Below are 25676 nucleotides of genomic sequence, written 5' to 3'. Positions count from 1 at the left end.
GAGGCCGTGCGAACGCCTACCGACCGAGATGGAGCGTACTGGCGATACGGTCCACCGCCTGCTTCGCCTCGATGAGGCTCGCGCCAGTCTGGTTCCGGTAGGCGCGAACAGCGTGGATCGTCCGCCCGCCCTCCAGGTGCCGGACGACGTCCGGGTTCACCGGCTCGGCGATGCCGAGGTGATCCATTATCAGGTCGAGCTTGCGCTGGACGGCCGCGAGTTGGGTCGCCGAGCGGCGCCTATCCTGGGACATGGCCCCGAGCGCGACCCCCACCGACCCGATCACGGCGATGACGACAAACACTGCTTCCCACGGATCCACCGGCCCATCCAATCACCGCTACGCAACCGAGGGCACCGCCGAGGTCGCGTGGGTCCGGGCCGGAAGAGCCTGGAACTGAGGACGCCGTCGCGGTCAGCTCAAGGTGAGCGTGACGTCGTCGACGTCGAAGGCCGTGGCGCCGTTGCCGGCGGTCTCGCTGGCGAGGAAGCTGACCGTCGCGGTCCGCTCGGTCGTTGCCGTCCCGGTCGACATGGCGTACTGCCGCCACGGCGCCCCGCCGTCGAAGGCCAGCGAGAACCTCGTCTTCGGCGGTGTTCCGGTGACGGCCAGCCCGACGTTGAGGTAGTCGCCGCGGCTGGTCTCCGTGGTGGTGGTGCGGACCCAGAAGCGGACCGTCAGGGTGCAGCCGGCCGGCACCGTGGCGGTGGTGCGCAGCAGGTCACCACGCGTCACGTCCAGTCCGGCGAAGGTGGCGTACGCCTGACCGGTGAGTGCGGGCCGGGTCGCGTCGCCGAGCACGACGATGCGGGGGCCGGCGGTCCAGCCGGTGGTGCCGCTCTCGAACCCGGGGTTCGGGTGGATCTGCCCGGCGCAGGGCGCGTCGGCCGTGGGTCGGACGGGGGATGCGCCGGCCGTGGCCAGGAGCAACAGGGCCGCGGCCGAGGCGGTGGTGACGAGGGTCTTCATCAGTTCTCCCAGGACAAGAGATTTGAGATGGTCGATATCATCTGACCATGCGTCCTGCCCGTCGGCACGTCAAGGCCCTGGCGGCGCCGGCTCTGCTGCGGGCGGCGGGACGTCGTCCGGGCCGGTGTGACACCTGGCGGTCGGGCATGCTGTACGGATGCGACAGGTCACCGATCGCTGACCACACTGGCTGCCGTGCCGCACACCATCAATCACCGCGGTACGGGTGCGCCGTGCCCGATCTGCTGCTGGCCCGCTGGGGTACTGTCAGGCCAGCTCAGCGGACCGTGGGACGTCAGGGGAGAGGTCGGAATGCCGTCGCCCACGGCGCCCCGGACCGCGTGACCGGAGGAGTCGGTGCCCAGATGACGGCAGGGCGAACCATGCCCACCCAGGACGACGTGCTCGGATACTTCGACACACTGTCGAACTGGGGGCGGTGGGGCGACGACGACGAGCGCGGGACGCTCAACCACATCACCGACGACGTCCGGCTGGCGGCGGCGCGGGCCGTGCGCCACGGCAGGAGCGTGTCGTGCGCGTGGGAGGTCGCCGTCCCGGAGGACATGGAACGGGCGACGACGACGTGCCCGTGCGCCGCCGACATGCCGGGCGCCGAGCACATGCCGCCCCACTTCCACGGTGACCGGCGCTGGGGCTTCTCGTCTGAGCGGCTCGGCATCACGTTCCACGGCAACACCCTCACCCACATCGACTCGCCGTGCCACCTCTTCTGGGACGGCGCCATGTACAACGGGCGGTCGCACTCGCTCGTCGACGCCGCGACGGGATCGGGGTGGGCGGCCGTCACGGCAGCGGCGGACGGGATCATCACGCGAGGTGTCCTGCTGGACATCGCGGGGGTCCGTGGTGTGCCGTGGTTGGAGCCGGGCGAGGGTGTGTTTCCCGAAGACCTGGAGGAGGCCGAGCGTCGCCAGGGTGTGCGGGTGCGACCCGGCGACGCGGTGCTCCTGCGGACCGGCTTCGGCCGCTTTCGGCACGAGACCGGTGCGGCCATCGGCCTCACCCAGGCCGGCTGGCATGCGTCCTGCCTGCCGTGGCTGCGGGAACGGCAGGTCGCGCTGATCGGCGCGGACACCCCCCAGGACGTGCAACCGTCGGGGTACGACGGCGTACTGATGCCGGTTCACGCCGTGAGCCTCGTCGCGATGGGTCTGTGGCTGCTCGACAACTGCGACCTGGAGGCGTGCGCGGCAACGGCCACCGAGCTCGACCAGTGGGACTTCCAGCTCGCGGTGGCGCCGGTCCGCTTCGCCGGTACGTCCGGCAGCCCGGTCAACCCGATCGCCACCTTCTGACCGCGTGTCCCGCGGGGGTACGCGGTCGTGGCCGGTGCGGTCCCGGCGGAGGCAGGGCACGCGTCGACGTAGGCCGCAACGGATCACGTAGCGACGCAAGTCGATATTGCTGGAACGGCTGCGGGTGTGCTGGAATGGCTCTCATCGCCGCAGCACGGGGGCAACCGTGCTGGAAACCGGCAGCACGGGAGCAGCGCGCCGCATCGCCGGGCCGACGACGGGCAGGTGTCCGTCGTACGTGTCCCCGCCCCGTATTCCCACGACACCGAGACGCCGCCCTTCGCCATGTCGGCGCACCGAGATCGACGACGAGGTGAGCAGGGTCGCGATGTCCGGTGGAGGCATTCCGGCCCTGCCCACACGGTAGAGGCCCAACGTCATGGAGGATGACCATGCGCCGTTTCCTCGCGGTGTGCACCGCCGCCCTGATCCTCGGCACCACGGCCGGCAGCATTCCGGCCGCCGCGTCCGGTGCCTCGTCGCGCTCGTGCACCCGTGGCCTGCTCTTCTGTGAGGACTTCGAGCGGTTGCCGAGCGGTGGTGCCAGCACGCTGGACTGGGGCGTCGACACGCGCAACGGCACGCTCACCGTCGAGCGTGCCCGCCACGGCAACCAGGTGCTGCACATCCACACGGTGGACAACGGGCGCGCCTTCCTGCGGGTCGACGATTTCGCCGCGCCGGGCAACCGTTTCTACGGCCGGATGCGGCTGCGCGTCGACGCCTTCCCCACCGCCCCCGACTGGGCGCACTTCACCCTGGTCGAGGCGACCGGCACCGGCAGTTCGGAGGTCGTCCGTCCGGTCGGCGGTCAGTACGCTCCCACGGTCCCCGGAGTCTTCTGGGGTGTGGGCGCCGACGGCGGCCCGACCGGCGACTGGACCAACTGGCGGGAGTCCGCCCCGGTCACGGAGGACACCTGGCAGTGCTTCGAGTGGAAACTCGACCCGACGGACAACCGCGTCACGGTGTGGATCGACGGCGTGGCGAACCCGGACCTGACCGCTTCCACGACCGAGCACGGCGGCAACGACGTGCCCTTCGTCCTGCCGACGGTGAACACGGTGAAGGTTGGCTGGCAGCTCTACCAGGGCGGCACCACGCCCGGCGAGTTCGACCTCTGGATCGACGACATCGCTCTCTCCACCAGGAGGCTCGGCTGCTGAGTGGTTCGGCCGTTGCGGCGGTCGGACGGCGCGAGGTGGGCGCTGCCTAGCCGGGTTTGACGCTGGCCAGTTGGACGAGCAGGTGCACCAGCCGGTACGCCTCGGCGACGTCAGCGGCGCGGAAGGCAACCGTCCGGCCGCCGCCCAGGCGGGTCACACCTGGCACCAGGAGCGCGAGGTCGACCATGTACGGGCCGTACAGGTCGACCTCGACGTCCAACGGCCCGGTCACCTTCGGCGCGGGGATCGACGCGCGCCGGGTGACCGCGTCGGCGGCAGCGCGGCGCAGCCGCTCCCGCGCCTCCTGCGGGTGCAGCGCCACCGCGGCGGCCTGACCCAGGGTCTGCTTGACGGCGACGGTGACCGCCGAGGGCACCAGCTCGCTGAACTCGGCGCAGGCGGTGTCATCCCCGCTGAGCAGGACGACAGGCACGTCCAGGTGTCCGGCCATTGCGGCGTTGAGGCCGATCTCGCCCAGGGACCGTCCGGCCACCCGCACGTCGAGGACGGCGTCACTGATCGTGTGCGCCAGAACGGCGGGCCCGGCGCCGGCCCGAGCGTGGTAGCCGACGAACAGGACAGCGTCGGTCTGCTCGTCCAGCCCGGCGAGCATGCCCAACGGGCGGGGCTTGCCCCGGACGAGGTGAGCACGCCTGTCGAGATCCTCCGGCAGGAGGTTCCGGAACGTGCCGTGTGCGTCGGCGACCCACACCACGGCATCGGGTTCGGCGTCGAACACACCAGCGATCACCGCGTTCGCCTCGGCCGTCATCAGGGCCCGGCCGCGCTCGTAGTCGTACCGATCCGGGTTCGTCTCGCTGGGATGCACGATCCCCGAGATGCCCTCCAGGTCCACCGAGATCAGCGCCTTCATGGTCCTGGGACCCTACGCCCTTCCGGCACCATGGTCGACCGCACCACCACGCACCCTGTAGGCGTAGGGCACCGCGGCCACCTCCGTGCCGAACCCGGTACGGGCGTCCAGGGTGGTCACCGTCAACGACCCGGTGACCAGGTCTCCCACGGGTTCGTCCGCGCTGAAGAACACGGTGACCCGGCCGCTCTGCCCCGGCGCCAGCGTGAGCGGCGTGGTGGGCTCGGTCGACCCTTCGACCACTCGCCGCCAGTGACTGCCGGTGGACGAGGTGATCCGCCCGTCGAAGAGTCGGGTCAGGGCGGTCGCCGCGCAGTCCACCCGGGCCGGCGGCTGGGGTGCACCGCCGAACGGCCCGGCCCGGTTGGCGTTGCAGATCCAGGTCGTGGCCGACACCTCCGGCGACGAGACGAGCACCTCCGAGCGCCGGCCGGCGGTTCCGGCCAGGTCCGGGTCACCGACGTAGTAGCCGTTCTCGCCGTACGGCTGCGTGTCCAGCACGTGCGGCACCGTCGAGTCGGCCGACATCCGCAGCCGGGTCGTGCCGGTCGGCACCGCGAAGCGAGGGTAGACGTCGACGGCGGACACCGGTGTCTGATACGTGGCGGACGCCACCGGCCGCAACGGCACCTCGCCCATGGCGTCCAACCGGGCGTCCACGAGGTACGACGCCGGTGCCGTACCGGTGTTGGTGATGGTGAGGGTGGCCTCGGCCGGTCGACCCGCCGGCAGAGTGGCTCCCGCCGGCACGCCGCTGGCCACCACCGAGGCCGGGGCGAATCCCACCCGGCCGCGGAACGGCTGGCTGGTCCGGACCGTGGCGGTCGGTGCGGTGAGCACCAGCAGCACGGTCCATCGACCTGGCTGCGGGGCACGCCGGACCAGGTCCAACCGGGGCGACGCCGTGGCTCCGGCGGAGCGTGAGCTGCTGGCCGCGAGCGGCATTCCGGTCGGGTCGACGAGCAGGCCCCACACCTCCAGCCCCGGGTCGTCGCCGGCGTGCACCGACACGGCCAGCGCCGGCTTCCCGGCCGGTACGTCGAACTGGAAGCTGCGCCGCTGCCCGAGCAGCGCCCACCCGGCGAGGGCGCCGTTGCCCCCGGAGAAGGTGCCGCCGAAGCTGCCACCGGATGGACCGGTCGGCACCAGCGCCCGCAGTCCCAACGGAAGCGCCGCGTAACCCGTCGCGCCGGCGACGACGGTCACGGCTGCCGACGAGTCACCGGCCGTGGGTGGCAGGCGGACCGGCAGCCAGGCGGTCCGCGTACCGCCGGGCGGCACGACGACCGAGGGACCGCCGCGCGTGGTCAGCCGCAGCGCGGTGACGTCGTACCGAACCGCACCCACCGGCGGTGTCCCGTCGTCACGGGTCCAGATCGCCACGGTCCAGGGGCCCGGCTGCGGCCGGGCCACCGTCACCCGCCCGTACCCCCCATTGCCCAGCGGCAGTGAGTAACCGGCGAGCCGGCCGGCAGGGTCGAAGACGCTCACCGCGACCGGCGCGGTGTGCCCTCGGGGGTCCCAGGCCACCGCGGCCTGGATCTGGTCGGTCCCGCCGGGCACGGTGACCGGCACCCGGCGGGCGTTCGCCGGTACGCCGTCGGAGTCGACGAAGGCCGTCCCCGCCCCCGCGGCCGGCGTCACCTGGCCGGCGGCGAGGCTGCGGGCCGGCGCGGTGGAGCGCAGGCCGACGGTGACGCGACGGGCGCGCCCGCCCGGATTGGTGAGGTGCACGGCGACCGGCGTGGCCTGCCCTGGCGCGCCGGTGACGCTCGCCGTCGACGTGGCGACGAGCAGCCCCGCGACGGCCCCTGGGGCCGGCCGACCGGCGGCTCCGGCAGAGGCGTCGGCGGGCCGGGCGGCGGACTCCCGGTGGTCGGCCAGGGCGGCGGCCAGCCGCACCGCGGCGAGGGTGTCCACCCGCCCGGCACCCTGCTGACCGGCCGGCTGCCGCAGGTCGGTCGCCGAACTCATGAGGATGCGTTTGACCTGCTCGGGGGTCGGGGTGCCGCCGGTGTGCCGGCGGACCGTCTGGATCACCAGCGCCGCCGCCCCGGCCACGAACGGCGCTGCCGCGCTGGTGCCGCCGAACAGGAAGAACGGGCTGGGGGTGCCGCCGTCGAAGAAGGAGACACAGCTCTGGTAGCGCGCGGTGTCGGTCGAGCAGGCTGCCCACCCGGTGTCGCCGGGCGCCACGAGGTCGACGGTGCGGGGTTCCTCCTGCGCCGTGCCGCCGGAGCTCAACGCGGACACCGAGTCGGACCGGTGGCCGCCGTCGCCGAGCGGCGACCCGCCGTACCCGAGCTGGCCGTAGGCGCGCAGCTGGGTGCTCGCGCCGACGGCGATGACGTCCGGGTCGCTGGCCGGCGAACCCAGGGTGTCGTCCGGCCCGGCATCCCCGGTTGCCACCACCACTGTCACTCCCGCCGCGACGGCGGCGTCGTTGGCCAGCCGCAGGGCGTTGGCGGCCGTGTCCGGATAGCCGTAGCCCACCAACGACTCGTTCAGCACGTCGACACGTTCGTGCAGCACCGCCCACTCGATGCCCTGCAGGACAACCGACGTGGGCGCCGCGACGTTGCTGAACACCTTGGCGACGTGCACGGTGGCGGCCGGTGCGACGCCGAGGATCCGCATCGGGCACGGTCCGTCGGGGCGGTGCGCCGGATGCGCGTACCGCCCGGCGTCGTAGACGCCGACGCCCTGGGCCGCCACGACGCTCGCGTCGCCGAAGGATTCCAGGATGTACGAGGGGGTGTCCAGGCCGTCGCCGGTGAAGTCGGCGTAGCCGGCCACGACCGATCGCCCGTCGCGGACGAACTCGGCCGCCGCCGGGTCGATCGCCCCGCCGAGCACGCCGACCCGCACCCCGGACCCGTCGGCCAGGTCGTGGGCGCCGGGCGAGCCGACGGTACGCGTCAACGCCAGCCCCTCCGGTTCGGTCAGCGGCGGCCCATCCGGGCCGGCACAGCCGCGAGCACCCGCCGCGGCCCCGCCAGCCGGTGACGCGGGCCGGGTCGGGGCGACCGGTTGGCGCAGTCGCAGCGGGGCGTCGGGCAGGACGGCCCGCACCCCGGGTCGGGTCGCCAGCTCCGCGACGGCCCGCTCCGGCAGGGTCGTGGCGATGGCGTTCACCAGGCGGAAGGGCGCCACCCGGGTGGCCCCGACGCGGCGCAGGTCGGTGAGCATCGGCTGCTGGTCGGCGGTGATCCGGGCGGCCCGGTCGGCGAACAGTCGCCCGGGAGCCGTGTCGTGCTGGTCGGCGAGGACGACGATGACGGCCCGGACCGGTCCGGCGTCGACCACGGCCGGTGGGGTCATGGCGGCTACCGGTCCGGTGGCCAGGGCCGGCGTCAGGAGGGCGGCCAGCAGTCGGTGCGGGGCGGTCAGTGGCACGGTGGGCGTCCTCACGTGCTGGGGGTGGTGGGCTGCGGTGGACGAGCCGATCAGGCGGCGGTTCGACGTTCGGTGACGAGGACCCAGCCGAAGGTGGCGAGTTGCAGGGCGACGAGCGCGAGGAAGCCGACGCCGTTCCAGAAGGCGAGCCCGTCGACCGGGGCGTCGATCCCATCGACGGCCAGCCGGACCATCGTGACCATGGCGGGCGCCGTGAGGGCCAGCAGCGCTGCGGTCACGGCGAGCGAGCCCAGCAGGTAGAACGGCGCGTACCAGCGGATGATCCGCAGTTCCCGGGACGGCACACCACCGAGGTCGTGTCCGGGGTCGCGGCCGACCAGCCGCCGCAGCTGGTTGGCCAGCCACCGCCGGGTGTCACCCATCAGGTCGCCCAGCCGCAGCCAGTTGCCCAGCACGTAGTAGATGTCGGTGCGCATGAACACCAGAAACTGGTAGACCACCGACAGCGTGAGCGTGTAGACGACGCCGCGCACCAGCCGCTCGTGCATCCCTGCGAGTTGCAGCACCAGGCAGACCGACATGAGCAGCAGGTCCCAGGTCAGCCCGGCCAGGTACGGGGCGTAACGGCGCCGCCGGGGCACGGACCGGACGGCTGACATCTCGGTCTGCGCCACCAGGAACCACAGCCTTCGGCTGATGGAGAGCCGTCCGGTGACGCCCAGCGCCCGCACGGTGGCCGCGTGCGCCAACTCGTGCAGCAGCACCAGCATCCAGGCCACCATCGCGACGACCAGGGCGTTGGCCAGCACCCCCTCCAGCAGGAACGCGTCGGCCGGGGTGGGCCGCAGCGAGGGTACGAGCACCAGCAGCACCGGCACGGTCAGCCAACCGCCGACGTAGAGCAGCCGCATCGGCGGCGCGAGCAGCCAGGACACCCGGTGCGGCGGCAGGTTCGCCAGCACCGCTATTCCCCGGCGGTCCGCGGTCGCGCCGGTCGCCGGCGCGCCTGCTTCACCCGTCGTGGCGTCCACGCGCAGGAAGCCGCAGGACGCGATGCCGTCGAGGAAGTCGGCGAGGTCCGGCTCGGTGCCGTACCGGTCGGCGAACCGCCGACGGACCTCGCCGAGCGGTAGTCCCGCGCCGAGCCACCGGACGAGGTCGACGCCCTCGGCCGGCAGCTCGACGAAGTCACCGGTGTCGACCCGGCCGACCTCGCACACACCGTCCTCGCTCTCGCCGATGTGCAGCGGATACAGCCGGACGACCGCGGTGTCGGTGAGCGCGCTGGTCACGTCGCGGACCCGGACGCGACGGTGGCCCGCAGGTCGCCGGGGCGGGGGACCCGACCATCCGGGCCGCAGGCGGCGCAGTCGTCGAGCAGCGTGCCCTCGGCGAACTGCGTCTCCATCCGGTGCACGTCGACGACGAGCTTCCGGCCGACGATGACCGGTTCCGCCATGCCGGTGAGGTACTTGACGGCCTCCAGGGCGGCCAGGTTGCCGATCATCCCGGCCATCGGCGCGTTGCACGGATTGATGGTCCGGTCGCCGATCACCCCGACCACGTACTCGGCCATCGGCGTGTACTCCGGGTGGTTGGCCGCGGCGTCCTGCTCGACGCACTGGAAGCAGGCGGTCTGGTGGGGCACGTGCAGGAAGAGGCTGACCGTGAGCCCGTCGTTGGAGCCGCGCATCCACGCGGTGCCCTCCCGCAGGGCAGCCTCGTTCAGCCACTGGTAGAGCGTGAGTCGGGGCCGGTCGGCGGCGCAGATCACCAGGTCTCGGCCGGTCATGGCGGCGCGGGCGGCCTCCACCCCGTCGACCCGCGCGTTGCGCGCGCTGATGTTGACGTGCGGGTTGATCTCGGCCAGCCGGCGGACGGCGGCGGTCACCTTGGGCTGCCCGACGTCGGCGTCGGTGTAGAGCACCTGGCGGTTGAGGTTCATCAGTTCCACGTCGTCGTCGTCGACGAGCAGGATGTCGCCGACCCCGATGGCGGCCAGGCTCATGGCCACGTACGACCCGAGGCCGCCGATCCCGAGCACCGTGACCCGGGCGTCGCGCAGGCGGAGCTGGAAGTCGGCCGCGGTCAGCGGCGGCTTGTGGAAGTAGGAGAAGAACTCCAGGTTGCGCCGGTACCGTTCGCGTTCCACGGCGGGCAGCCGGGCCGGCGGGGGCACGGCGGCGTCCTCCACGAAGCCCATGCCGATCAGCGCGTCGACGGAGTCGTCGACGTCGACGGCGGTGATGCCCGGATCGTGCTCCGCCATCGCCTCCGCCAGTTCCTGCCGGGTCCGGGTGCCGTCCAGCAGGTTCAACAGGTGCCAGGTGTTGCCGTGCTCGTCGTCGACCATCTCCGAGGCGATGCCGTAGTCGCCGCCGCCGATGCGGATGCGGCCGTCGCCCAGCGGGATGGGTGGGAACACGCTCTTGATTCGGGGTCGCCTCATCCGTACTCACTCCTTCGGGTGCTCAGGTCGTCGTGGCGGTCCTGGTCACCGCCCGGACGGGCGGTGACCAGGACACTCGGGTCAGCAGTCCGTGCAGGGGCTGCAAGCGCAGATGACAGTGGTCTCGATCTTCTCGAGACGACGGATCTGGATCTTCATGGCGACACCTCCCTCCCGGGTTCTCCGACTGGCCCGGCCGTGACCGGCGGAGTCCGCCGGTGCCCGGACCAGCACCTCGGTGAAGTCTGTGGCGGGCCGCCGGGCCGTGGGGAAATCCCGGACGATCCCGGACGGCCACCACGGGTGGCTCCGGTTCCCTCGGCGGATCAAGGACAGATCAGGTGACGCTGCCGGACCGCAGGGGTCTAGTAGGAGCACAAGCCCGAGATCAGGACCGTCCAGGAGCCGCCGTGACCGAGTCGCTGTCGAGTGGAGGCGGTGTGGCTCCGCCGGATCCCGGACCTGCCGACTCACTGGACGAGGTGGCCCAACGACTACGGATGTTGAAGGTCTGGGCTGGTGACCCGTCCTACGACACGATCAAGACTCGGATCAACGCGGCCGGGAAGGCCACCGGCCGGACCGGTGGTGTGCTGGCCCGCAGGACGACCGTCGCCGACTGCTTCAAGGGCGGGCGAAGGCGGCTCAACACCGATCTGGTGATCGCCGTTGTCGAAGCGCTGCATCCGGACGTCGGGTACGTGGCGCAGTGGCGGCAGGCGCTTCGAGTCGTCGGCGGGGAGGCCCGGGCGGCAGCGCAGGTACGGGTGCAGGACAACCTGCCGCAGGACCTCGTCGGCTTCGTCGGTCGTACCGCCGCACTGAACCGGCTCCGGCGGGAGCTGCGCAGGGGCGACCTGGACGGCGGGCCGGTCGTGCTGGCGATCCAGGGCATGGCGGGCGTCGGCAAGACCCAACTCGCCATCCACGCCGCGCATGCCCTGCACCGGCGGAAACCGTTCGACCGGATCCTCTTCGTCAACCTGCGCGGATTCCACCCCGACCCCGGTCAACCGCCGGCCGATCCGGCCTCGGTCCTGGAGGGCTTCCTGCGCCTGCTCGGCGTCGCCGGCCAGCAGATCCCGTACGACCTGCCTGCCCGGGTTGCCGCCTACCGCCGCCTCCTGGTCGGCACCCGCACTCTGGTGGTGCTGGACAACGCCGGCGACGCCGAACAGGCCCGCCCGCTGCTGCCCGGCATCCCGGGCTGTCCGGTGCTGATCACCAGCCGACGCGACCTCAGCGAACTACCACACGCCACGCTGCTCACCGTGGGCCTGTTCACTGCGGACGAGTCGGCCGCGCTGCTCGCCGGGGGTGGCCCGCCCCTGCCCGGCGGTCCCGACCCGAACGCGGTGGCCCGGATCGCGCAGCGGTGCGGCCACCTCCCCCTTGCGCTCGGGCTGGTCAACGCGCACCTCAGAAGCACCTCCGGCTGGACCCTCACCGATCACGCCGACCGGCTCGACGAGCGTCACCACCAGCGGCGTCTCGACGTCAGCGTGGAGCTCGCGTTCGACCTCTCCTACCGGGAGTTGCCCACCGAGCGGCGACGGCTGCTGCGTCTCGTGGCGGCACACCCCGGGGATGATTTCGACGCCCGGGCCGTCGCCGCCCTCACCGGCGTCCGCCCGTCCGACGCGGAGGTCCACCTGCGCCACCTCCACCGGGACCACCTGCTGCAACAGGTCGCCCCCGGCCGGTACGCCCTGCACGACCTCGTTCGCGCGTACGCCGCCAGCCGGTGCGGTGACGAGGACCCACCACCCGAACGGCGGGCCGCCCTGACCCGCCTGTTCGACTACTACGTGGCCACCGCCGCCGCGGCCATGGACGTCCTGTACCCGGCCGGGGCGCACCGCGAGGCGTCATCCGGTGGCGCGCCGTTCGCGGCGCCGCTCGACTCGGACACCGCCCGCGGCTGGCTGGACACCGAACGCCCGGCTCTGGTCGCCGTCGCCGCGCACACCGCCGCCCACGGCTGGCCAGCCCACACCACCCGACTGTCGGCCAGTCTGTTCCAGTACCTGCACGGTGGGTATCCCACTGACGCCCTGGCCATCCACGAGCACGCGCGTACCGCCGCCCGCCGTGCCGGTGACTCAGCCGGACAGGCCCACGCCTCGACCAGCCTCGGCGCCACCTACACGCAACTCGGCCGGTACGGGCCGGCCACCGAGCACCTCCAGCAGGGCCGGAGCCTGTTTCGACGGGTCGGCGACCAGGTCGGTGAAGCCCGCGCGCTTGTCAACGTCGGTGTGATCGAGTCGCAGCTCGGCCGCAACCGGTCCGCCGCCGCCAGCTACCGTCAGGCCCTGGCCCTGTTCCGGCAGGCCGGCCACCACGCCGGGGAGGCACACGCGCTGAACAACCTCGGTGAGGTCGAAGCGCAACTGGGTCGGTACGGGCTGGCCGCCGAGCACGTGCAACGGTCCCTGATCCTGTTCCAGCGACTCGGCGGCCGTACCGGCGAAGCCTGGACACTGAACACCCTCGGCGACATCGAGATCCGGCTGGGCCGGCACCGGGCCGCCGGGATCCATCTGGAGCGGGCCCTGGCCATGTACCGCCAGCTCGGCAATCACACGGGTGCGGCGTGGACGCTGAACAGCCTCGGCACGCTGCACACCCGTCTCGGCCAGACCAGCTGCCATCACCAGCAGTCGCTGGACATCTTCCGCGAGACCGGCGAACGGTACGGGGAGGCCAGCGCGCTCAACGGGATCGCCGAGGCGGCTCGCGTCACGGGCAACGCCGCCGACGCCCTCGCCCACCACAGCGCGGCACACGTGATCGTCGTCGAGATCGGCGCGTATCACGAGCATGCCCGTACCCACGCCGGCCTCGGTCACGCCCACCGCGCTCTCGGGGCTCCCACCTCCGCCCGTGACCACTTCCAGCGGGCGCTCACCCTCTACACCGACCTCGACATGCCCGAGGCCGAAGAGATTCGTGCCCACCTCACCGCCCTCGACAGCGAGGGCGTCGGGCACGGGAGCCCGGACCTGACGGGACAGCTCCTGGTGAGCACCGTGAGCTGCCGTTGATCACCGCGGCGTGGCCGGCGAGGTGAACGACCGGCCACCGCCGCGGCGGGCGTCAATCGGGTACGCCGTCGGGCCGCGGACCGAGCTGGCTGATCTCGTACCCGTCGGGGTAGCTCTTGGTGTTGATCCCGTCGGCGAACAACGCCGTCGTCCGGGGCGCTCCGAACCACCGCTGCGCCCTCGCGCGCGTCTTCAACGCGACGTGCAGGCCAGCCCGGACCGCCCACGGTGGCGCGTCAACCCGCATCGCGCGGCGGAGCGGCGCATCGTACATCGCACTGACCAGCGCGTTTCCCAGCGGTGCGAGCGGCCGGGGGATCCGGGTGAGCATCAGCATCCGGGTGGCCCGCTCGATGGCCGCCGCGTCGTCGTTGGGCTGGAGGTGAGTCGCGTCGTGGGCGTCGAACCAGGTCTCGAACTCGTCGTACGACCCGGGGATGTCCGTGATCCCCATCCGCCGACCCAGCTCCCGGTAGAACAGGTACGTGGCCTGCCGCTCGTGGCAGCAGGGCGGGCGCCAGCCGTACGCCTGCAACCACCGGGTCGGAACCACCACGAGGCAACCAAGGACGTAGCGGAAGTCGTCGTTGCTGATGTCGTACGGGCGGTGGATCTGGTTGACGCGCCGCAACGCGTCCCGGCCCCGAGGCTGCTCGAACCCGTTGAGCACCATCTCGTACATCAGCAGGCCGGTGTCGTCGATCCGCTTCTGGGTGCGTTCGGTCAGCTCACCGGTGGTCGTGTGCACGGCGGCCATGGCGGGGATGGAGAAGGACCTGTTGAAGGCCAGGTTGAGCCCGAGCTTCAGGTCCCACGGAAACTCGAGACGCAGCATGGTCTGGTAGATGTCCAGGTAGTCGCGCTCCGGGTCCAGAGCACGGGTGCGGGTCAGGTTCGCGTAGCGGCCTCTCATCGGTGGGCGTCTCCAGTGGTGAGCTTGTCGGTCGCGGCGAGCGTCTGCGCCACCACCGGCGAGTGGGCGTAGGCGTCGGTGACGAGCGTCAGCCAGGCCACCTCGCCGGCGTAACCATCGTCGGGGCGGTGCAACTCGTCCGCGGGGTGCGGAGTGGCGGCCACGAGACCTGAGCCGTGCCGACGCAGCGCGCAGGCCAGGTGTGTCGCCTCGACGGCCGCCTGCCGCTCCCGCGTGGTCAGTCCGGCCTGCTCGGCGAACTGCTCCGCCAGCGCCGTCACACCGACGTCGCTGTACGGGCGCAGCGCCAGGCGGCCGTCGCGGATCTCGGCCACCCGGCGGGTCAGCGCGTAGTCGATGTCGCGCACCGCCGTGAGGGGCCGGCGTAGGGCGCTGTCGAGTTCCAGTTCGGGCAGGGCCGCGATGAGGTCCCGCCAGAGCGGTTCCAGCCGCCGGTAGGAGCGGAAGTCCTCCCACCGTCGCGTGATCCGCAGGGTGGGTCCCCATGCCGGCATGGTGAGGCCGATCGTGATGAGCAGCGCGCCGATGGTCACCAGGACTGCGGCGATCTGCCGCTCGCCGGTGGGTTGGTAGCCGGCCCAGTAGGCGATGAGGTACACGATCTTGTTGGTGCTGTAGAGCAGCGCGAAGGCCGCCCCCACCGCGGTGATGCGCAGGCCGCGCCGCAGCCAGGGTCGACCGCAGATCTTCGCGAAGCCCCAGCACAGCCGGGTGATGTCGAAGCAGTAGGCGAAGAAGCCGAGCATCAGGAAGATCAGCAGGTAGGCGGTCACGACGGGGTCGGTCGCGTACTCGACGGTCAGGAGCACCGGGTCGTCGTAGCCGAGGGTGTAGGCGAAGAGGCCGGCCATGACGAGGAACGCGAGCCCGGTGACCCACACCCACACGCGGGCCCGGGCGGCGGCCTTCGTCGGGGGGAGCGCGAGGTGCAGGAGCATGATCTCGGCATTGGCGGAAATGGTCAGCGCGCAACCGTGAGAGATGACCTTGGCCAGGTTGGGCAGGCCGGACGCCTGATCAATCGCGGTCGCGATCGGTGGGATGGCGGCGGTGATCCCGGCGGCGAACGCCCCGAGGCCCACACAGATCGCACGGCGGGCACGGCTCGGGTGCCGGCGCTGGAGTCGCACCATGTAGCCGACGGCGATCCAGCCGGCCACGGCGCACACGGTGTACAGGGCGGTGTCCATCGTCGTGCCCTACCAGTGCGGGTGCTCGAGTGAGTGCCGCAACCGGCCGTACAGCTCGGCGTCCTGGCTGTCCAGCGGCTCGTCGTCCACGTCGCCGCGCCCGCCACGGAGCCGCCGCAGGAGCACCGAGCCGATCATCTCCGCCTCGCGTTCCTCGGCCGCGGCGTAGTTGCTGCGGCCGAGGCTGCGCTGGACCAGCTGCGGGTCGAGATCCGGCAGCAACAGTCGGGACGCGTTCGCGTCCAGTACCTCGGTCGCCTGGTGACCGGCGAGCAGGTGACCCAGCTCGTGGCCGATGATCAGCTGTTGGTGCAGCGGCGAGGTGTCCTGCTCGAAGAAGATGGCGTCGAAGTCGCCGGTCGGGACGCACATTCCGCACACCGTCTGCGCCGGCAGCTTGATCGGCACCAGGTGGATGGGCCGGCCGCGGCGTTCGCCGAGCGCGTCGCACAGTGTCTGGATGTCGAATGGCTCCGGCACCTCGAGCTCGGCGACGATCCGCTCGCAGCGCTTGCGCAATCGGTACAACTTCACGTCAGCGTTCCCCTGCTCGTCGACGTACTCCCACCGAAGGATGTGCACCACTATCTGCGCTCGCCGGGCGCGGATCCGTTTGCGGCAGCATTCTCGGCCACGGCCCGCAGGCGCACCACCATCTGCTCGATGAGCTGGGTGTCGGTCGCGGAGAGCCCGTTGTCGGCGAGCACCTGGCGCAGCGCCACCTGCTTGACGTCCATCCGACGCAGCTCGTTGAGGAGCGTGATCTGGTCCTGTATCCGCCGGGCCGCCGCGTCGTCGACGAAGTAGCCCGAGTTCACGCCGAAGGCGGCGGCCAGGGCGCGCACGTGCGAGGTGCGGGGATCACGTGCCACACCGCGCCGCAACTCTCCGATGTAGGCGGCGCTGATCGTGACGCCCGTCTCGGCCGCGGCGTCGTTGATCCTGTCGGCGATCTCTTTGTTGGTGTATTTGCGACCGGGCTCGTCGGAGTCACTGAGCTCATCCCGGGTGGGGCGGATCTCGTCGAACAGGTATTCGAGCCTCGCGGCCAGCGTGTCGAGGGGCGGCAACTCCCGCTCTGCGTGTCGATCGTCGGCCATGATTCTTCACCCTCCAGGCACCGAAACGACAGTGTCGCAGATGCATGCCGTTACAAAACAGATGTTGACACGTGCACGGAACGTGAGCGTATGCTCGCTCCTGTTTGGAGCAACGCGTGTTGAGCGCTCAGCCAAAATGCTCAACACCCGTTGCGTGGCGGGCGAACCCGAGGTCCGCCAGCCGAACGGGGAGGAGCCGTGGGAGGGGTCAGCTCCGCGAGGAGCAGGACGGGGGGACTCCTCCTGCAGCACTGCTGACGCGGCTCGCCGGTGGCGGAGGGGCGGACGCCACCGGCACCCGCACCCCCGGACGCCGGCCAGCTCATCCTGCTGCCGTGGCGTCAGATCCAACTCCAGGGACGGATCGCGGTCCGAGCCCGTCGGCGCCACCGGGTCCGGCGCGGGTGGAGGAACATCCCGATGTCCTCCAGGGCATCCTCGGCGGTGCCACTGATGTGGGGCAGTGCGAGCGCTCGGCGCAGGGCGGCGACCACCCGGCGTTCGTCCAGTCGACGATAGACCCTCGCGAGATGCCCGAGACACGTAGCGGCGAGGGCGCTGGCCTCGTGATCCTCGTGTTCGAGCAGCCGAAGATGCAGCTCCTGCGCCTCCCGCCAGTCTCCGTCGCCGTACAGCGCGGTGCCGACCATGGCGTCCAGCGCGGCGGGCAGATCACCACGGTCGAACGCGGCGTACACCTCGGCCGGTGTCGACGGCGGCGGATTGAGGAAGACGCGTTGCTCATCGGCCACCGCGACATCCTCCTACGTCCGCGCCGGGCGAGGCGGCCCGAGTCGATGGCCGGCCCAGCCGGGGCGTCGGGTTGTCGGAGGGTGCCATCAGGATGTGGGTCATGAGTTCACAGCTGGGCACGGTCGTGGTCACGGGTGCGGCAGGTCGGATCGGCTCCGCGGTCCGCCAACAGCTACGTGGCGATGTTCGCGAACTCGTGCTGGTCGACCGGGTTGCGGTGCATCCACTAGCACCGACAGAGCGGGCGCTTCAACTGGATCTGGCGGACCTGGACGCTGTCGTCGCGGCCCTGGCGGGGGCGGACGCCGTGGTGCATCTGGCCGGGCTCCCGGATGAGGCGCCCCTGGCCGACCTGCTGGACAGCAACGTGTTGGGCGCCTACCACGTTCTGGAGGCGGCCCGCCGGCAAGAGGTCGGGCGAGTGGTGCTGGCCAGCAGCAACCGTGTCACCGGGTTCTACCGGGTCGGGCAGGTCGTCGCACCGGACGCGCCGGTTCGGCCGGACGGGTTCTACGGGGTGAGCAAGGTCGCCGTGGAAGCGCTCGGACGCCTGTACGCCGACAAGTTCGGGGTTTCGGTGGTTTGCCTGCGCATCGGCAGTTTCGAGGACGAGCCGGCCGAGACCCGGTATCTGGCCACCTGGTTGAGCCCACGCGACGGCTGTGGCTTCATTCGCGCGGCCATCACCGCGCCCGACGTCCACTTCGCGACCGCCTACGCCGTTTCCGCCAACACCCGCGGGTTCTGGGACACCACCGCCGGAGCGCGGCTTGGCTATCTGCCGGTGGACAACGCGGAGAGTTTCGCCGATCAGGTGCCCGGTTCGGATGCGCCGATCGACGTGGCCGCCTTTCAGGGCGGTGCCTACACCAGCGCCGAATACTCCCTCCGCCACGTCGCGTCGTCCCCTGCCACGGGTGCGTACGATCAGCCGTCGTGAAGCTGGGCCGGTTCGGCCGACAGGTCACCAACCGTCCGTGCTCTCCGGCCGCGCCTGTTTCGCCCTGGCCTCGGTGAACGGGTCGAGATCCTGCAACGCGTCCTCCAGGTGCGCGACCGCGGCGATCGCGACGGTGTCGACACCGGCCCCGGTCAGGGCGACGATGCGTCGGGCGAGCCGGATCGCGTCATCCGGGCTGGCGGCCTGAAACAGCAGCGGCACCAGGACGCGGACGGCCGCGCACCGGCCGTCGACGTCCTCCAGCAGGCGGGGATGGCGCTCGACGAGTCGGGTGAGGCGGTGGTCGAGCACCGCGTCCAGCATGGGCCGGGCCCGCCGCCGCAGGGCGGCCCGCAGCTGAGCCCTGCCGTTCGGCCGGCGGAGCAGGTCGGCCGGGTCGGCGCCGGCGGCGAACTCGGCCACCAGCAGCGGGCCGGGCAGGGGTTGCTGCCGCAGCAGGCGCCAGGCCCGGTCCACGGCGCGGGAGCCCGCTTGGTCCGCGTCGAAAGCCGCCACGATGCCCTGCGCGGCGCCGGGCAGATTCCGCAGTGTCGCGGCCTGGTCGTCGGTCAGTGTGGTGCCGCAGGGCGCGAGAGCGACCGCCCCCGAGGCCCCCGACCGGGAGTAGGACAGCCACACCGCGAGGACGTCGGCCGGCCCTTCGACCAGGACCGGTGTCCATCGCGCGCTGAGACGCTCCTGCTGCTCGGCGATGCCGAACAGCAGGTGGCCCTTGTCGTAGATCGCGGTCCGAGGGCTGTTGATGTACTTGGGTACGCGCACCACCGAAGCAGGGCGGCATCGGCCGAGGAACGCCACGGCCTGCCCGGCGGGATTCCGCACCGGGAACATGATCCGGTCGCGGAAGACGTCGATGAGCCGGTTCGGGTCGGACCGGGTGCGCTGTGCCAGGCCAGCACTGACCAACTCCTTCGCCGTGAAGCCGGCGGCGAGCAGGTGGTCGGTCAGCGAACTCCACTCGGGTGGGGCGTATCCGACCCGCCACGGCCACTCCCGTCGCACGAGGACACCGAGGCCGCGTTGGGCGAGATAGGCGCGCGGGCCGTCGGTCTGTCTCAGTTGGGCGCGGTAGTACGTCACCGCGGCCTCGACGGCCGCCAGCAGCCGCGCGAACTCGGGACCGCTGCCGGGTACCGGGGGATGATGGGATTGAGGAGCACCCATGGCCCACCTCCGGCATCCACGCTAGCGTCAACCGGTCCTCGCTCGCCACGACCGCTGTGCGAGGCCTCCCGCGCGACGAGGTCACGGCGAGCGCGGTCTACTGCCGCTGGGGCACCCCGCCGGCCCAGAGCGCGGTGACGAAGTCGTCGGGGCGAGGCCGTCGTACCAGCCGGGAAGTTCGTGGGCGCGGCGGTACTGCTCCGCGCTGGTGCGCAGGGTCACGTCCCGGGCGGTGAGGGCGTCGGCGAAGCCCGCGTACCTGTCGCTGTGGAGCATCCACCCGCGGTAGACGGCGACGCCGCCGGCGGGCACGGCCGTGAACGCGGCCTGCGCATCGTCGCGGGCCACCGCGTCGTGGTCGACCACCGCGACGTCGATCCCGGCGGCGCGAGCCGCGTGCGCCTCGGGCGCGAAGTGGTCGTCGGGCCGGCGCGGCCGGAGGGGGTGCGCGGGGACCAGCAACATCATCCGGGCATCCTGCCGCGACTACCACGGGGGACTCCACCCGATATTCGATCGGCCCGGCAGGTGGGTACGCCGTCGCCGGCGATCACGGTACGTCCCGGTATCCCGATAGCCTGATCAGCCGCACGACGCGGTGGCAGACAGGAACGAACCCATGACGCTTGACATCACGGTGGCCGAGGCGATCGCCGAGCAGGCTCTGACGGCGTTGCAACAGTTGCCATACACGGCCCTCAAGCCGCTGCTCGACGACAACAGGAGGAGTGTCGTCACCGGCCCTGACGGCGTGCGGTACCAGGTGGTGACCTACGCGTTGCCAGATGTGGATGACTCCATCCGTGTGGTCGTCGCGGTCGACGACGGCGGATGGTCCGCTTTCAAGCCCCTGGTCCGCGACATCATCGTCGGCCCCTGACGGTGCGACCCTGACCGTCGGTGCCACACCGGCCTTGGCGGCCGGCAGCTGCGAGGAGTGGTGGGACTCCAACAGCTACGGGGTCACCTGCACCGGAGACTCCAGCGGCACGCAGGTGCGCGCCACCGCCCGGTGTGCCAACGAGACTGTCGCCACCGGCAATTGGAAGAACGCCGTGACTGGAGGCTGGTCGTACCCCTACTGTGCGAATCGAGGCGGCCGGCACCCAGCGACAGCATGGCGCCCAGCTTCCGCTAGCGGACACCAACGGGGCCACGCAGTCAAGTCTCACCCGGATCGCGCGGCGCCGGCAGCCGAGCGGCTGGGCAGTCAGGAACGGCGGCTGGCCCGCACGACGACGTCGTGGATCGAGACTGCGTGGCCGCCGTGCCCCGGCATGGCCCGGTGTGACTCCCGAGCCGTCACGACCTCCCAGACGAGCGGGTCGAGGCGCGCGGTGATGTCGGCGGCGGTCACCGAGGCCGAGGCGGGCGGCTCGGATTCATCGTGCCCATGCCCAGCGCCGGAGGCGTGATCCTGGTGGTGGAGGTGGCCGACGATGAGCAGGGTGCCGGCGGGGGCGACCCAGGACGCGATGCGGTCGTAGAAGTCCAACTGCGGTATCGCGGGATGCGCGTAGTGGGTGGTCACCAGGTCGTACCGTGTGTCCGGCTGCCACCTGGACAGGTCCGCCTCGACCCAGCGCACCCGGGCGGCGACGCCGCTGGCGGCGGCGCGCTCGGCCGCGCGGGAGAGTGCTGCGGTGGCGATGTCCGCCGCGGTGACCTGCCAGCCTTCGGTGGCGAGCCAGATGGCCTCGGCCCCGCCGCCGCAGCCCACGTCGAGGGCCGTTCCGGGCGGAAGGTCGCTGACCTCCCGCACCAGGTGCGGATTGGGTGGGCTGGTGGCCATGGCGGTGGCACGATCGCCGTCCCAGATCTGGTCCCAGTACTCCTTGTCGAACGAGTGCGTCATCGCGCGTCTCCCTTGGTGGTGTGGCCGGCGTGGCCGCAGCCGCTCAACAGTGACCAGGAGCGGACGGATCCGCAAAACTTTTTGCCAAATGGCAAACTGGGGCCATGGACGAGTCAACGGACCGCACCCTCGACGCCGTCGGGCCGCGGCTCAAGCAGCTGCGGCAGCGCCGCGACATCACGCTGACCGACCTCGCCGCGGAGACCGGCATCTCGACAAGCACCCTCTCCCGGCTCGAGGCCGGCCTCCGGCGTCCCACCCTCGAACAGTTGCTGCCCCTGGCCCGCGCGTACGGCGTCACCCTGGACGAACTCGTCGACGCGCCGCCGACCGGCGACCCACGCATCAACATGCGTCCGCTACCCACGAGCGACGGCTCCACGATCCTGCCGCTGACCCGCCGGCCCGGAGGCATCCAGGCCTACAAGTTCGTCCTCCCCGCCGGGCGCGACGACGCCGAACCCGACCTGCGCACCCACGAGGGCTACGACTGGGCGTTCGTCCTCAACGGCCGACTTCGACTCGTGCTCGGCGAGCACGACCTCATCCTCGAACCGGGCGAGGCCGCCGAGTTCGACACCCGCACCCCGCACTGGTTCGGCGCCACCAGCTCAGGACCCGTGGAGTTCCTCAGCCTCGTCGGCAAACAGGGTGAGCGCGCACACGTCCGCGCCGCCCCCCAGCGGCACGAATCCAGTTAGCGACGCGTCCGCCGGCAACCAGCGCGGCGAGGCTGGTGGGCTCCGGGCGAGGGCGAACACCGCGATGCCGGGGTCCGGTTCACGCCACGTGACGCGCGGCGGACGAGCGGGGTGTCACGCGTCGCGGCGACGGAACGTCAGCGCGGCCAGCGTGAGAGCGGAGACCGTCCATACGATCGTGGCGGCGGCGCCGTGCGGCGGGTCGAAGGCGGCCGTGTCCGGCAGGTAGGCGGCGCTGGCGGGGGATCCGGCCCGCAGCAGCGGGCCGGCGACGAAGTACAGACCGAGCAGCGCTATCGCGGCGGGCACGGCACGGCGGACGACGGTGGCGACTGCCGCCGCCAGCAGTGTGGTGAGCGTCAGGTACGCGGCCGCGGCGGGTACCCGGGCCGCCTCCCCGGCCGGCAGGGAACTGGTGGCCGCCGTCGCGGTGGCCACCGGGAGCGTCAGAGCAGCCAGCGCGAGGGCTTTCGCCGCCTGTAGTGGCAGACGGCGGGGCATCGCGAGCAGCGTGGTCCGGATCTGGTCGCCCTCCTGGTACTCGGACGTGGCGGCCAGCAGGCCGAGCACCAGGAAACCGGCCTGGGTGTAGCCGAGTGGGGCCAGGGCGGCGTCGCCGAGCTTCCCGCCGGAGGACTCGGCGGACGCGTACGCGTACGTCAGCAGGACGGTGGCGGCCCAGGTCAGCAGCGCGGTCCGCCGCAACGACGGCAGGGTCAGCAGTTTCCGCAGTTCGGCGCGGACGGTGTTCACGCGTCGCGCCGCTGGAACAGGACGGCGCCGACCGCGAGCAACGCGGCGATCCAGGCCGTCATCACCAGACCGGCGGTCACCGGAGGAACCTCGACGGGGAAGTCCGACCCGCGGATGAACATCTGCGCTCCGACGATGTCCGGCAGGTAGGAGGCGAGGTCGGTGACCTTTGTCAGCAGGTACGACACGGACACGACGGAGCTGTTGATGATCAGCAGGGTCAGCGGCACGATGCCGTTGCGGGTGATCAGCGTGATCGCGTACGCGAGGAGCGCGGTGAGCGTCCAGTAGAGGATCGCGGCGGCGACTCGAGCCGGAGCGGGTATCGGCACATGTTCGCCGTGCAGCGCCTGGGTGAGGGTGAGGGTGGCGGCGGTCGTGACAGCTGCCTGTGTCGCGACGACGAGCACCAGCGCGACAGTCTTCGCCGCGAGCAGCCGCAGCCGGTGGGGGACCGCGGCGAGCGTGGCGGTGAGCTGGCGGGCACCGGGGGCGTCCCGACTGGTGGACGTGTATTCGCTGCTCACCACGATGACGCCGAGGACCATCGGACCGATGAGGCCGATACCCAGGTCGCGCAGGCCTAGGTCGGATGTGTCGGTGAGCGTGCCGGCGGCGATCGCGCGGCGGGTGTACGGCGCGTTCAGCAGGACGACCACCGGTGCGACAAGTGTGCCCAGCACCAGACCGACCCAGGCGGTGGGCAGGCCGAGCAGCTTGCGGAGTTCGGCGCGGACCAGGTTCACCACGGGCCACCCGCCTCGGTGGCGGTCAGCGCGAAGAAGGCGTCTTCCAGGGTGCGGTGACCGCCGGTGACGTCGGCGAGTCTGCCGTGCGTCACGATCCGACCCTTGTCGATCACGACGACGTCGTCGGCGGTCTCCGCCAACTCGCCCATCAGGTGGCTGGACAGCAGGACGGTGCGGCCCTGTGCGGCGCTGTCGCGCAGGAATCCGCGCATCCAGCGGATCCCGGCCGGGTCGAGCCCGTTGACCGGCTCGTCCAGGACCAGCACCTCCGGGTCACCGAGCAGCGCGGTGGCGAGCCCGAGCCGGCGGCTCATGCCGAGGGAGAAGCGGCCGGCCCGCTTGCGCGCGTCGCCGGTCAGGCCCACGGTCTCAAGCACCTCGTCGGCGCGGGAGTCCGGGAGGCCGTTGCTGGCGGCCACCCAGCGCAGGTGGGCACGGGCCGTGCGAGCCCGGTGCGCGCCACTGCCGTCGAGGAGGGCACCGACAGTCGTCAGCGGGCGGTCCAGTGTCCGGTACGGGCGTCCGCGGATCAGCGCGGTCCCGCTCTGCGGCCTGTCCAGGCCGAGCAGGATCCGCAGCGTCGACGTCTTGCCGGCTCCGTTCGGCCCGAGGAAGCCGGTGACCCGGCCGGGTCGGGCCTCGAAGGTGACGTCGTGCAGGATCCGCGTCCCGTTCTTGGTCTTACTGAGGCGGTCAATCGTGATCATGGGTCGAGTCAACAGGTGCTCCGGCCCGCACACATCGGACCGTCCTCGGATCCCGCCGGCCCGGTCGGTCCACGGACCGTCAGACCCTGGTCTGAGAACTACAGTCGGGGAGGTGAACGTCCACCCGCGCCCCTCCGGGCGGACCAGGACCGTACCGGTGGTCGCCGCGGTGGTCAGCGTGCTGGTGATGGCCATGTGCACGGTCGGCACGCAGGGTCCGCTCGCTGTCGTACTGCCGTCGTTGATCGTCGGCGGCGCTGTCGCGGCCGCGATTTGGGCGGTGCGGCGGTCCCGCGCCGACCGCACCGCCTACGAGTCGCGGTTGACCGCCTGGGCCGCCTCCGAGGCGGTGCTCGCCGAGCGGTTGCGGATCGCCCGCGACCTGCACGACATCGTCTCGCACGGACTGGGTCTCATCACGGTCCGCGCGGCGGCCACCCGGCACCTACCCAAGCCGACCGAGGTGCAGGTGGCACTCACCGACATCGAGGACGCGAGCCGGCACGCCACCGCCGAGCTACGCCGCATGCTCACCGTCCTGCGGGAGCCGTCCGCCGCCAGCCTCCGTGCGCCGGTGGACAACCTCGACGACCTGCCCGGCATCGTGCACGGGGCGTCGCTGGCCGGGGTCCGGGCGCGGCTGACGGTCGAGCCGCTCGGCCCGGTGTCGCAGGGCGTCCAGGTCGCTGTCTGCAAGACCGTGCGGGAGGCGCTCAGCAACGCCGCGCGGCACGCGGGACCGACGGACGCGCGGGTACGGGTGTACCGGGACGGGACCCACGTGGTGGTCACGGTGGCGGACACCGGCCCGTCACTCGACGGTTGGCGGGCCTCGCCGGGCGCCGGACACGGACTGGCCGGGTTACGGGAGCGGGTCGCTAGTCTCGGCGGCACCCTGTCGGCAGAGCGCGTCGACGGGGGTTTCCGCCTGACCGCGCGGATCCGGGACGAGGCGGCGTGAGCGACATCCGGGTGCTGCTGGTGGACGACCAGGCGCTGCTGCGCCACAGCCTCGCCATGATCATCAACAACGAGCCGGACCTGGCCGTCGTGGGCGAGGCAGGTGACGGCGCGCGGGCCGTGGCGTGCGCCCGTACCACCCGCCCCGACGTCGTCCTGATGGACGTTCGGATGCCGCACCTGGACGGCCTCACGGCCACCCGGCGCATCTGTGCCGACCCCGCCCTGTCCACCGCCCGCGTCCTGGTCCTGAGCATGTTCGAGCTCGACGAGTACGTCTACGAGGCGTTGCACGCGGGAGCGTCCGGTTTCCTGCTCAAGGACGCCCGCCCCGACGAGCTGATCGAGGCGATCCGTCGTACGCACCGCGGCGAGTCGCTGTTCGCGCCGTCGATCCTCACCCGGCTCGTCGCGCACTACGTCACGGCGCCCCGACCTGATCGACCGACGCCGGCGCTGCGGCGGTTGACCGGCCGTGAGGTGGAGGTGCTGACGCTGATCGGTGGCGGCCTGTCGAACGACGAGATCGCCACCGCGCTGGTCATCTCGGTGAAGACGGTGAAGACGCACATCACGCACCTGATGGCGAAGCTGGCCGTACGGGATCGGGCGCAGCTCGTGATCGCGGCGTTCGACGCGGGCCTGGTGCGGCCACGCCGCTGAATCG

Annotated in this window: 25 protein-coding genes; 8 read left to right on the top strand and 17 right to left on the bottom strand. The window is 71.8% G+C overall.

From position 1 onward, the window contains the following. Nucleotides 1–16 precede the first annotated feature (16 nt). The gene (locus AB0O48_RS16285) at nt 17–322 is read right to left on the bottom strand and encodes a hypothetical protein (protein WP_357240048.1); all 306 of its coding nucleotides are present in this window, start codon (nt 320–322) and stop codon (nt 17–19) included. Between the two features lie 93 nt (nt 323–415). Next, entirely contained in the window at nt 416–970 is a 555-nt protein-coding gene (locus AB0O48_RS16280) for a hypothetical protein (protein ID WP_357240045.1), read from the bottom strand. Nucleotides 971–1335: 365 nt separating this feature from the next. On the opposite strand from AB0O48_RS16280, the gene AB0O48_RS16275 reads away from it, so the two are divergent. Together AB0O48_RS16275 and AB0O48_RS16270 are read left to right on the top strand one after the other, a co-directional pair. Beyond that, the gene (locus tag AB0O48_RS16275; RefSeq protein ID WP_365066262.1) at nt 1336–2289 is read left to right on the top strand and encodes a cyclase family protein; all 954 of its coding nucleotides are present in this window, start codon (nt 1336–1338) and stop codon (nt 2287–2289) included. A gap of 392 nt (nt 2290–2681) precedes the next feature. Next, nucleotides 2682–3455 carry a hypothetical protein gene (locus tag AB0O48_RS16270; protein ID WP_365066259.1) on the top strand — a complete coding sequence of 258 codons (774 nt, stop codon included), beginning with the start codon at nt 2682–2684 and terminating at the stop codon, nt 3453–3455. Nucleotides 3456–3501: 46 nt separating this feature from the next. Here the strand turns inward: AB0O48_RS16270 and AB0O48_RS16265 are convergent, their stop codons facing one another. From AB0O48_RS16265 to AB0O48_RS16250, 4 genes are read right to left on the bottom strand one after another with little or no spacing between them, the layout of a single operon-like run. After that, the gene (locus AB0O48_RS16265; protein WP_357240037.1) at nt 3502–4329 is read right to left on the bottom strand and encodes a M55 family metallopeptidase; all 828 of its coding nucleotides are present in this window, start codon (nt 4327–4329) and stop codon (nt 3502–3504) included. A gap of 12 nt (nt 4330–4341) precedes the next feature. After that, entirely contained in the window at nt 4342–7740 is a 3399-nt protein-coding gene (locus tag AB0O48_RS16260) for a S8 family serine peptidase (RefSeq protein ID WP_365066255.1), read from the bottom strand. Nucleotides 7741–7775: 35 nt separating this feature from the next. Further along, nucleotides 7776–8978, bottom strand: a complete 1203-nt coding sequence (locus AB0O48_RS16255) for a hypothetical protein (protein WP_365066252.1) — start codon at nt 8976–8978, stop codon at nt 7776–7778. After that, nucleotides 8975–10135, bottom strand: a complete 1161-nt coding sequence (locus AB0O48_RS16250; protein ID WP_365066250.1) for a ThiF family adenylyltransferase — start codon at nt 10133–10135, stop codon at nt 8975–8977. Before AB0O48_RS16250 ends, AB0O48_RS16255 begins: the two co-directional genes overlap by 4 nt. Nucleotides 10136–10545: 410 nt before the next feature. On the opposite strand from AB0O48_RS16250, the gene AB0O48_RS16245 reads away from it, so the two are divergent. Continuing rightward, a complete protein-coding gene (locus AB0O48_RS16245; RefSeq protein WP_365066247.1) occupies nt 10546–13182 on the top strand; it encodes a tetratricopeptide repeat protein in 2637 nt (878 codons plus the stop codon). Nucleotides 13183–13234: 52 nt separating this feature from the next. Here AB0O48_RS16245 and AB0O48_RS16240 read toward each other — a convergent pair whose 3' ends face one another. The 5 genes from AB0O48_RS16240 to AB0O48_RS16220 form a co-directional block, all read right to left on the bottom strand. Beyond that, nucleotides 13235–14095 (bottom strand): oxygenase MpaB family protein, encoded by an 861-nt coding sequence (locus AB0O48_RS16240; protein ID WP_365066245.1) that lies wholly within the window; start codon nt 14093–14095, stop codon nt 13235–13237. Continuing rightward, nucleotides 14092–15306: an MAB_1171c family putative transporter gene (locus tag AB0O48_RS16235; protein WP_357570380.1), complete on the bottom strand. Its 1215-nt coding sequence runs from the start codon at nt 15304–15306 to the stop codon at nt 14092–14094. Before AB0O48_RS16235 ends, AB0O48_RS16240 begins: the two co-directional genes overlap by 4 nt. 9 nt (nt 15307–15315) lie before the next feature. Continuing rightward, nucleotides 15316–15840 carry a hypothetical protein gene (locus tag AB0O48_RS16230; RefSeq protein WP_357240016.1) on the bottom strand — a complete coding sequence of 175 codons (525 nt, stop codon included), beginning with the start codon at nt 15838–15840 and terminating at the stop codon, nt 15316–15318. A gap of 50 nt (nt 15841–15890) precedes the next feature. Next, nucleotides 15891–16406 (bottom strand): hypothetical protein, encoded by a 516-nt coding sequence (locus AB0O48_RS16225; RefSeq protein WP_357240013.1) that lies wholly within the window; start codon nt 16404–16406, stop codon nt 15891–15893. A gap of 341 nt (nt 16407–16747) precedes the next feature. Then, nucleotides 16748–17158, bottom strand: a complete 411-nt coding sequence (locus AB0O48_RS16220) for a hypothetical protein (RefSeq protein WP_357240010.1) — start codon at nt 17156–17158, stop codon at nt 16748–16750. Between the two features lie 71 nt (nt 17159–17229). On the opposite strand from AB0O48_RS16220, the gene AB0O48_RS16215 reads away from it, so the two are divergent. Continuing rightward, the gene (locus tag AB0O48_RS16215) at nt 17230–18099 is read left to right on the top strand and encodes an NAD(P)-dependent oxidoreductase (protein WP_365066240.1); all 870 of its coding nucleotides are present in this window, start codon (nt 17230–17232) and stop codon (nt 18097–18099) included. A 24-nt stretch (nt 18100–18123) separates the two neighbouring features. Here AB0O48_RS16215 and AB0O48_RS16210 read toward each other — a convergent pair whose 3' ends face one another. Together AB0O48_RS16210 and AB0O48_RS16205 are read right to left on the bottom strand one after the other, a co-directional pair. Next, a complete protein-coding gene (locus tag AB0O48_RS16210; protein WP_365066237.1) occupies nt 18124–19284 on the bottom strand; it encodes a toprim domain-containing protein in 1161 nt (386 codons plus the stop codon). An 81-nt stretch (nt 19285–19365) separates the two neighbouring features. Beyond that, nucleotides 19366–19752 carry a hypothetical protein gene (locus AB0O48_RS16205; RefSeq protein ID WP_365066234.1) on the bottom strand — a complete coding sequence of 129 codons (387 nt, stop codon included), beginning with the start codon at nt 19750–19752 and terminating at the stop codon, nt 19366–19368. Nucleotides 19753–19903: 151 nt separating this feature from the next. Between AB0O48_RS16205 and AB0O48_RS16200 the strand changes: the two genes are divergently transcribed. Next, a complete protein-coding gene (locus AB0O48_RS16200; RefSeq protein WP_365066232.1) occupies nt 19904–20164 on the top strand; it encodes a hypothetical protein in 261 nt (86 codons plus the stop codon). 330 nt (nt 20165–20494) lie between these two features. Here AB0O48_RS16200 and AB0O48_RS16195 read toward each other — a convergent pair whose 3' ends face one another. Beyond that, complete coding sequence (locus AB0O48_RS16195) at nt 20495–21139, bottom strand: class I SAM-dependent methyltransferase (RefSeq protein WP_357570375.1); 645 nt, start codon at nt 21137–21139, stop codon at nt 20495–20497. A gap of 104 nt (nt 21140–21243) precedes the next feature. Here AB0O48_RS16195 and AB0O48_RS16190 point away from each other — a divergent pair, with 104 nt between their 5' ends. Beyond that, nucleotides 21244–21840, top strand: a complete 597-nt coding sequence (locus AB0O48_RS16190; protein WP_357570374.1) for an XRE family transcriptional regulator — start codon at nt 21244–21246, stop codon at nt 21838–21840. Nucleotides 21841–21954: 114 nt separating this feature from the next. On the opposite strand, the gene AB0O48_RS16185 is transcribed toward AB0O48_RS16190, so the two are convergent. The 3 genes from AB0O48_RS16185 to AB0O48_RS16175 are packed head-to-tail and all read right to left on the bottom strand — an operon-like array spanning nt 21955 to nt 24049. Then, a complete protein-coding gene (locus tag AB0O48_RS16185) occupies nt 21955–22593 on the bottom strand; it encodes a hypothetical protein (protein ID WP_365066228.1) in 639 nt (212 codons plus the stop codon). Further along, entirely contained in the window at nt 22590–23339 is a 750-nt protein-coding gene (locus AB0O48_RS16180; RefSeq protein WP_357239988.1) for a hypothetical protein, read from the bottom strand. Before AB0O48_RS16180 ends, AB0O48_RS16185 begins: the two co-directional genes overlap by 4 nt. Further along, a complete protein-coding gene (locus tag AB0O48_RS16175; RefSeq protein WP_357570373.1) occupies nt 23336–24049 on the bottom strand; it encodes an ATP-binding cassette domain-containing protein in 714 nt (237 codons plus the stop codon). The genes AB0O48_RS16180 and AB0O48_RS16175 overlap by 4 nt, the downstream gene beginning before the upstream one ends. 112 nt (nt 24050–24161) lie before the next feature. Here AB0O48_RS16175 and AB0O48_RS16170 point away from each other — a divergent pair, with 112 nt between their 5' ends. After that, nucleotides 24162–25010 carry a histidine kinase gene (locus tag AB0O48_RS16170; protein WP_357239982.1) on the top strand — a complete coding sequence of 283 codons (849 nt, stop codon included), beginning with the start codon at nt 24162–24164 and terminating at the stop codon, nt 25008–25010. Next, complete coding sequence (locus AB0O48_RS16165; protein ID WP_357239979.1) at nt 25007–25672, top strand: response regulator transcription factor; 666 nt, start codon at nt 25007–25009, stop codon at nt 25670–25672. The genes AB0O48_RS16170 and AB0O48_RS16165 overlap by 4 nt, the downstream gene beginning before the upstream one ends. Nucleotides 25673–25676: the final 4 nt, after the last annotated feature.

The sequence above is a fragment of the Micromonospora sp. NPDC085948 genome (assembly GCF_040686315.1).
Taxonomy (GTDB): domain Bacteria; phylum Actinomycetota; class Actinomycetes; order Mycobacteriales; family Micromonosporaceae; genus Micromonospora.
This window is presented reverse-complemented; position numbering and strand designations above follow the sequence as displayed.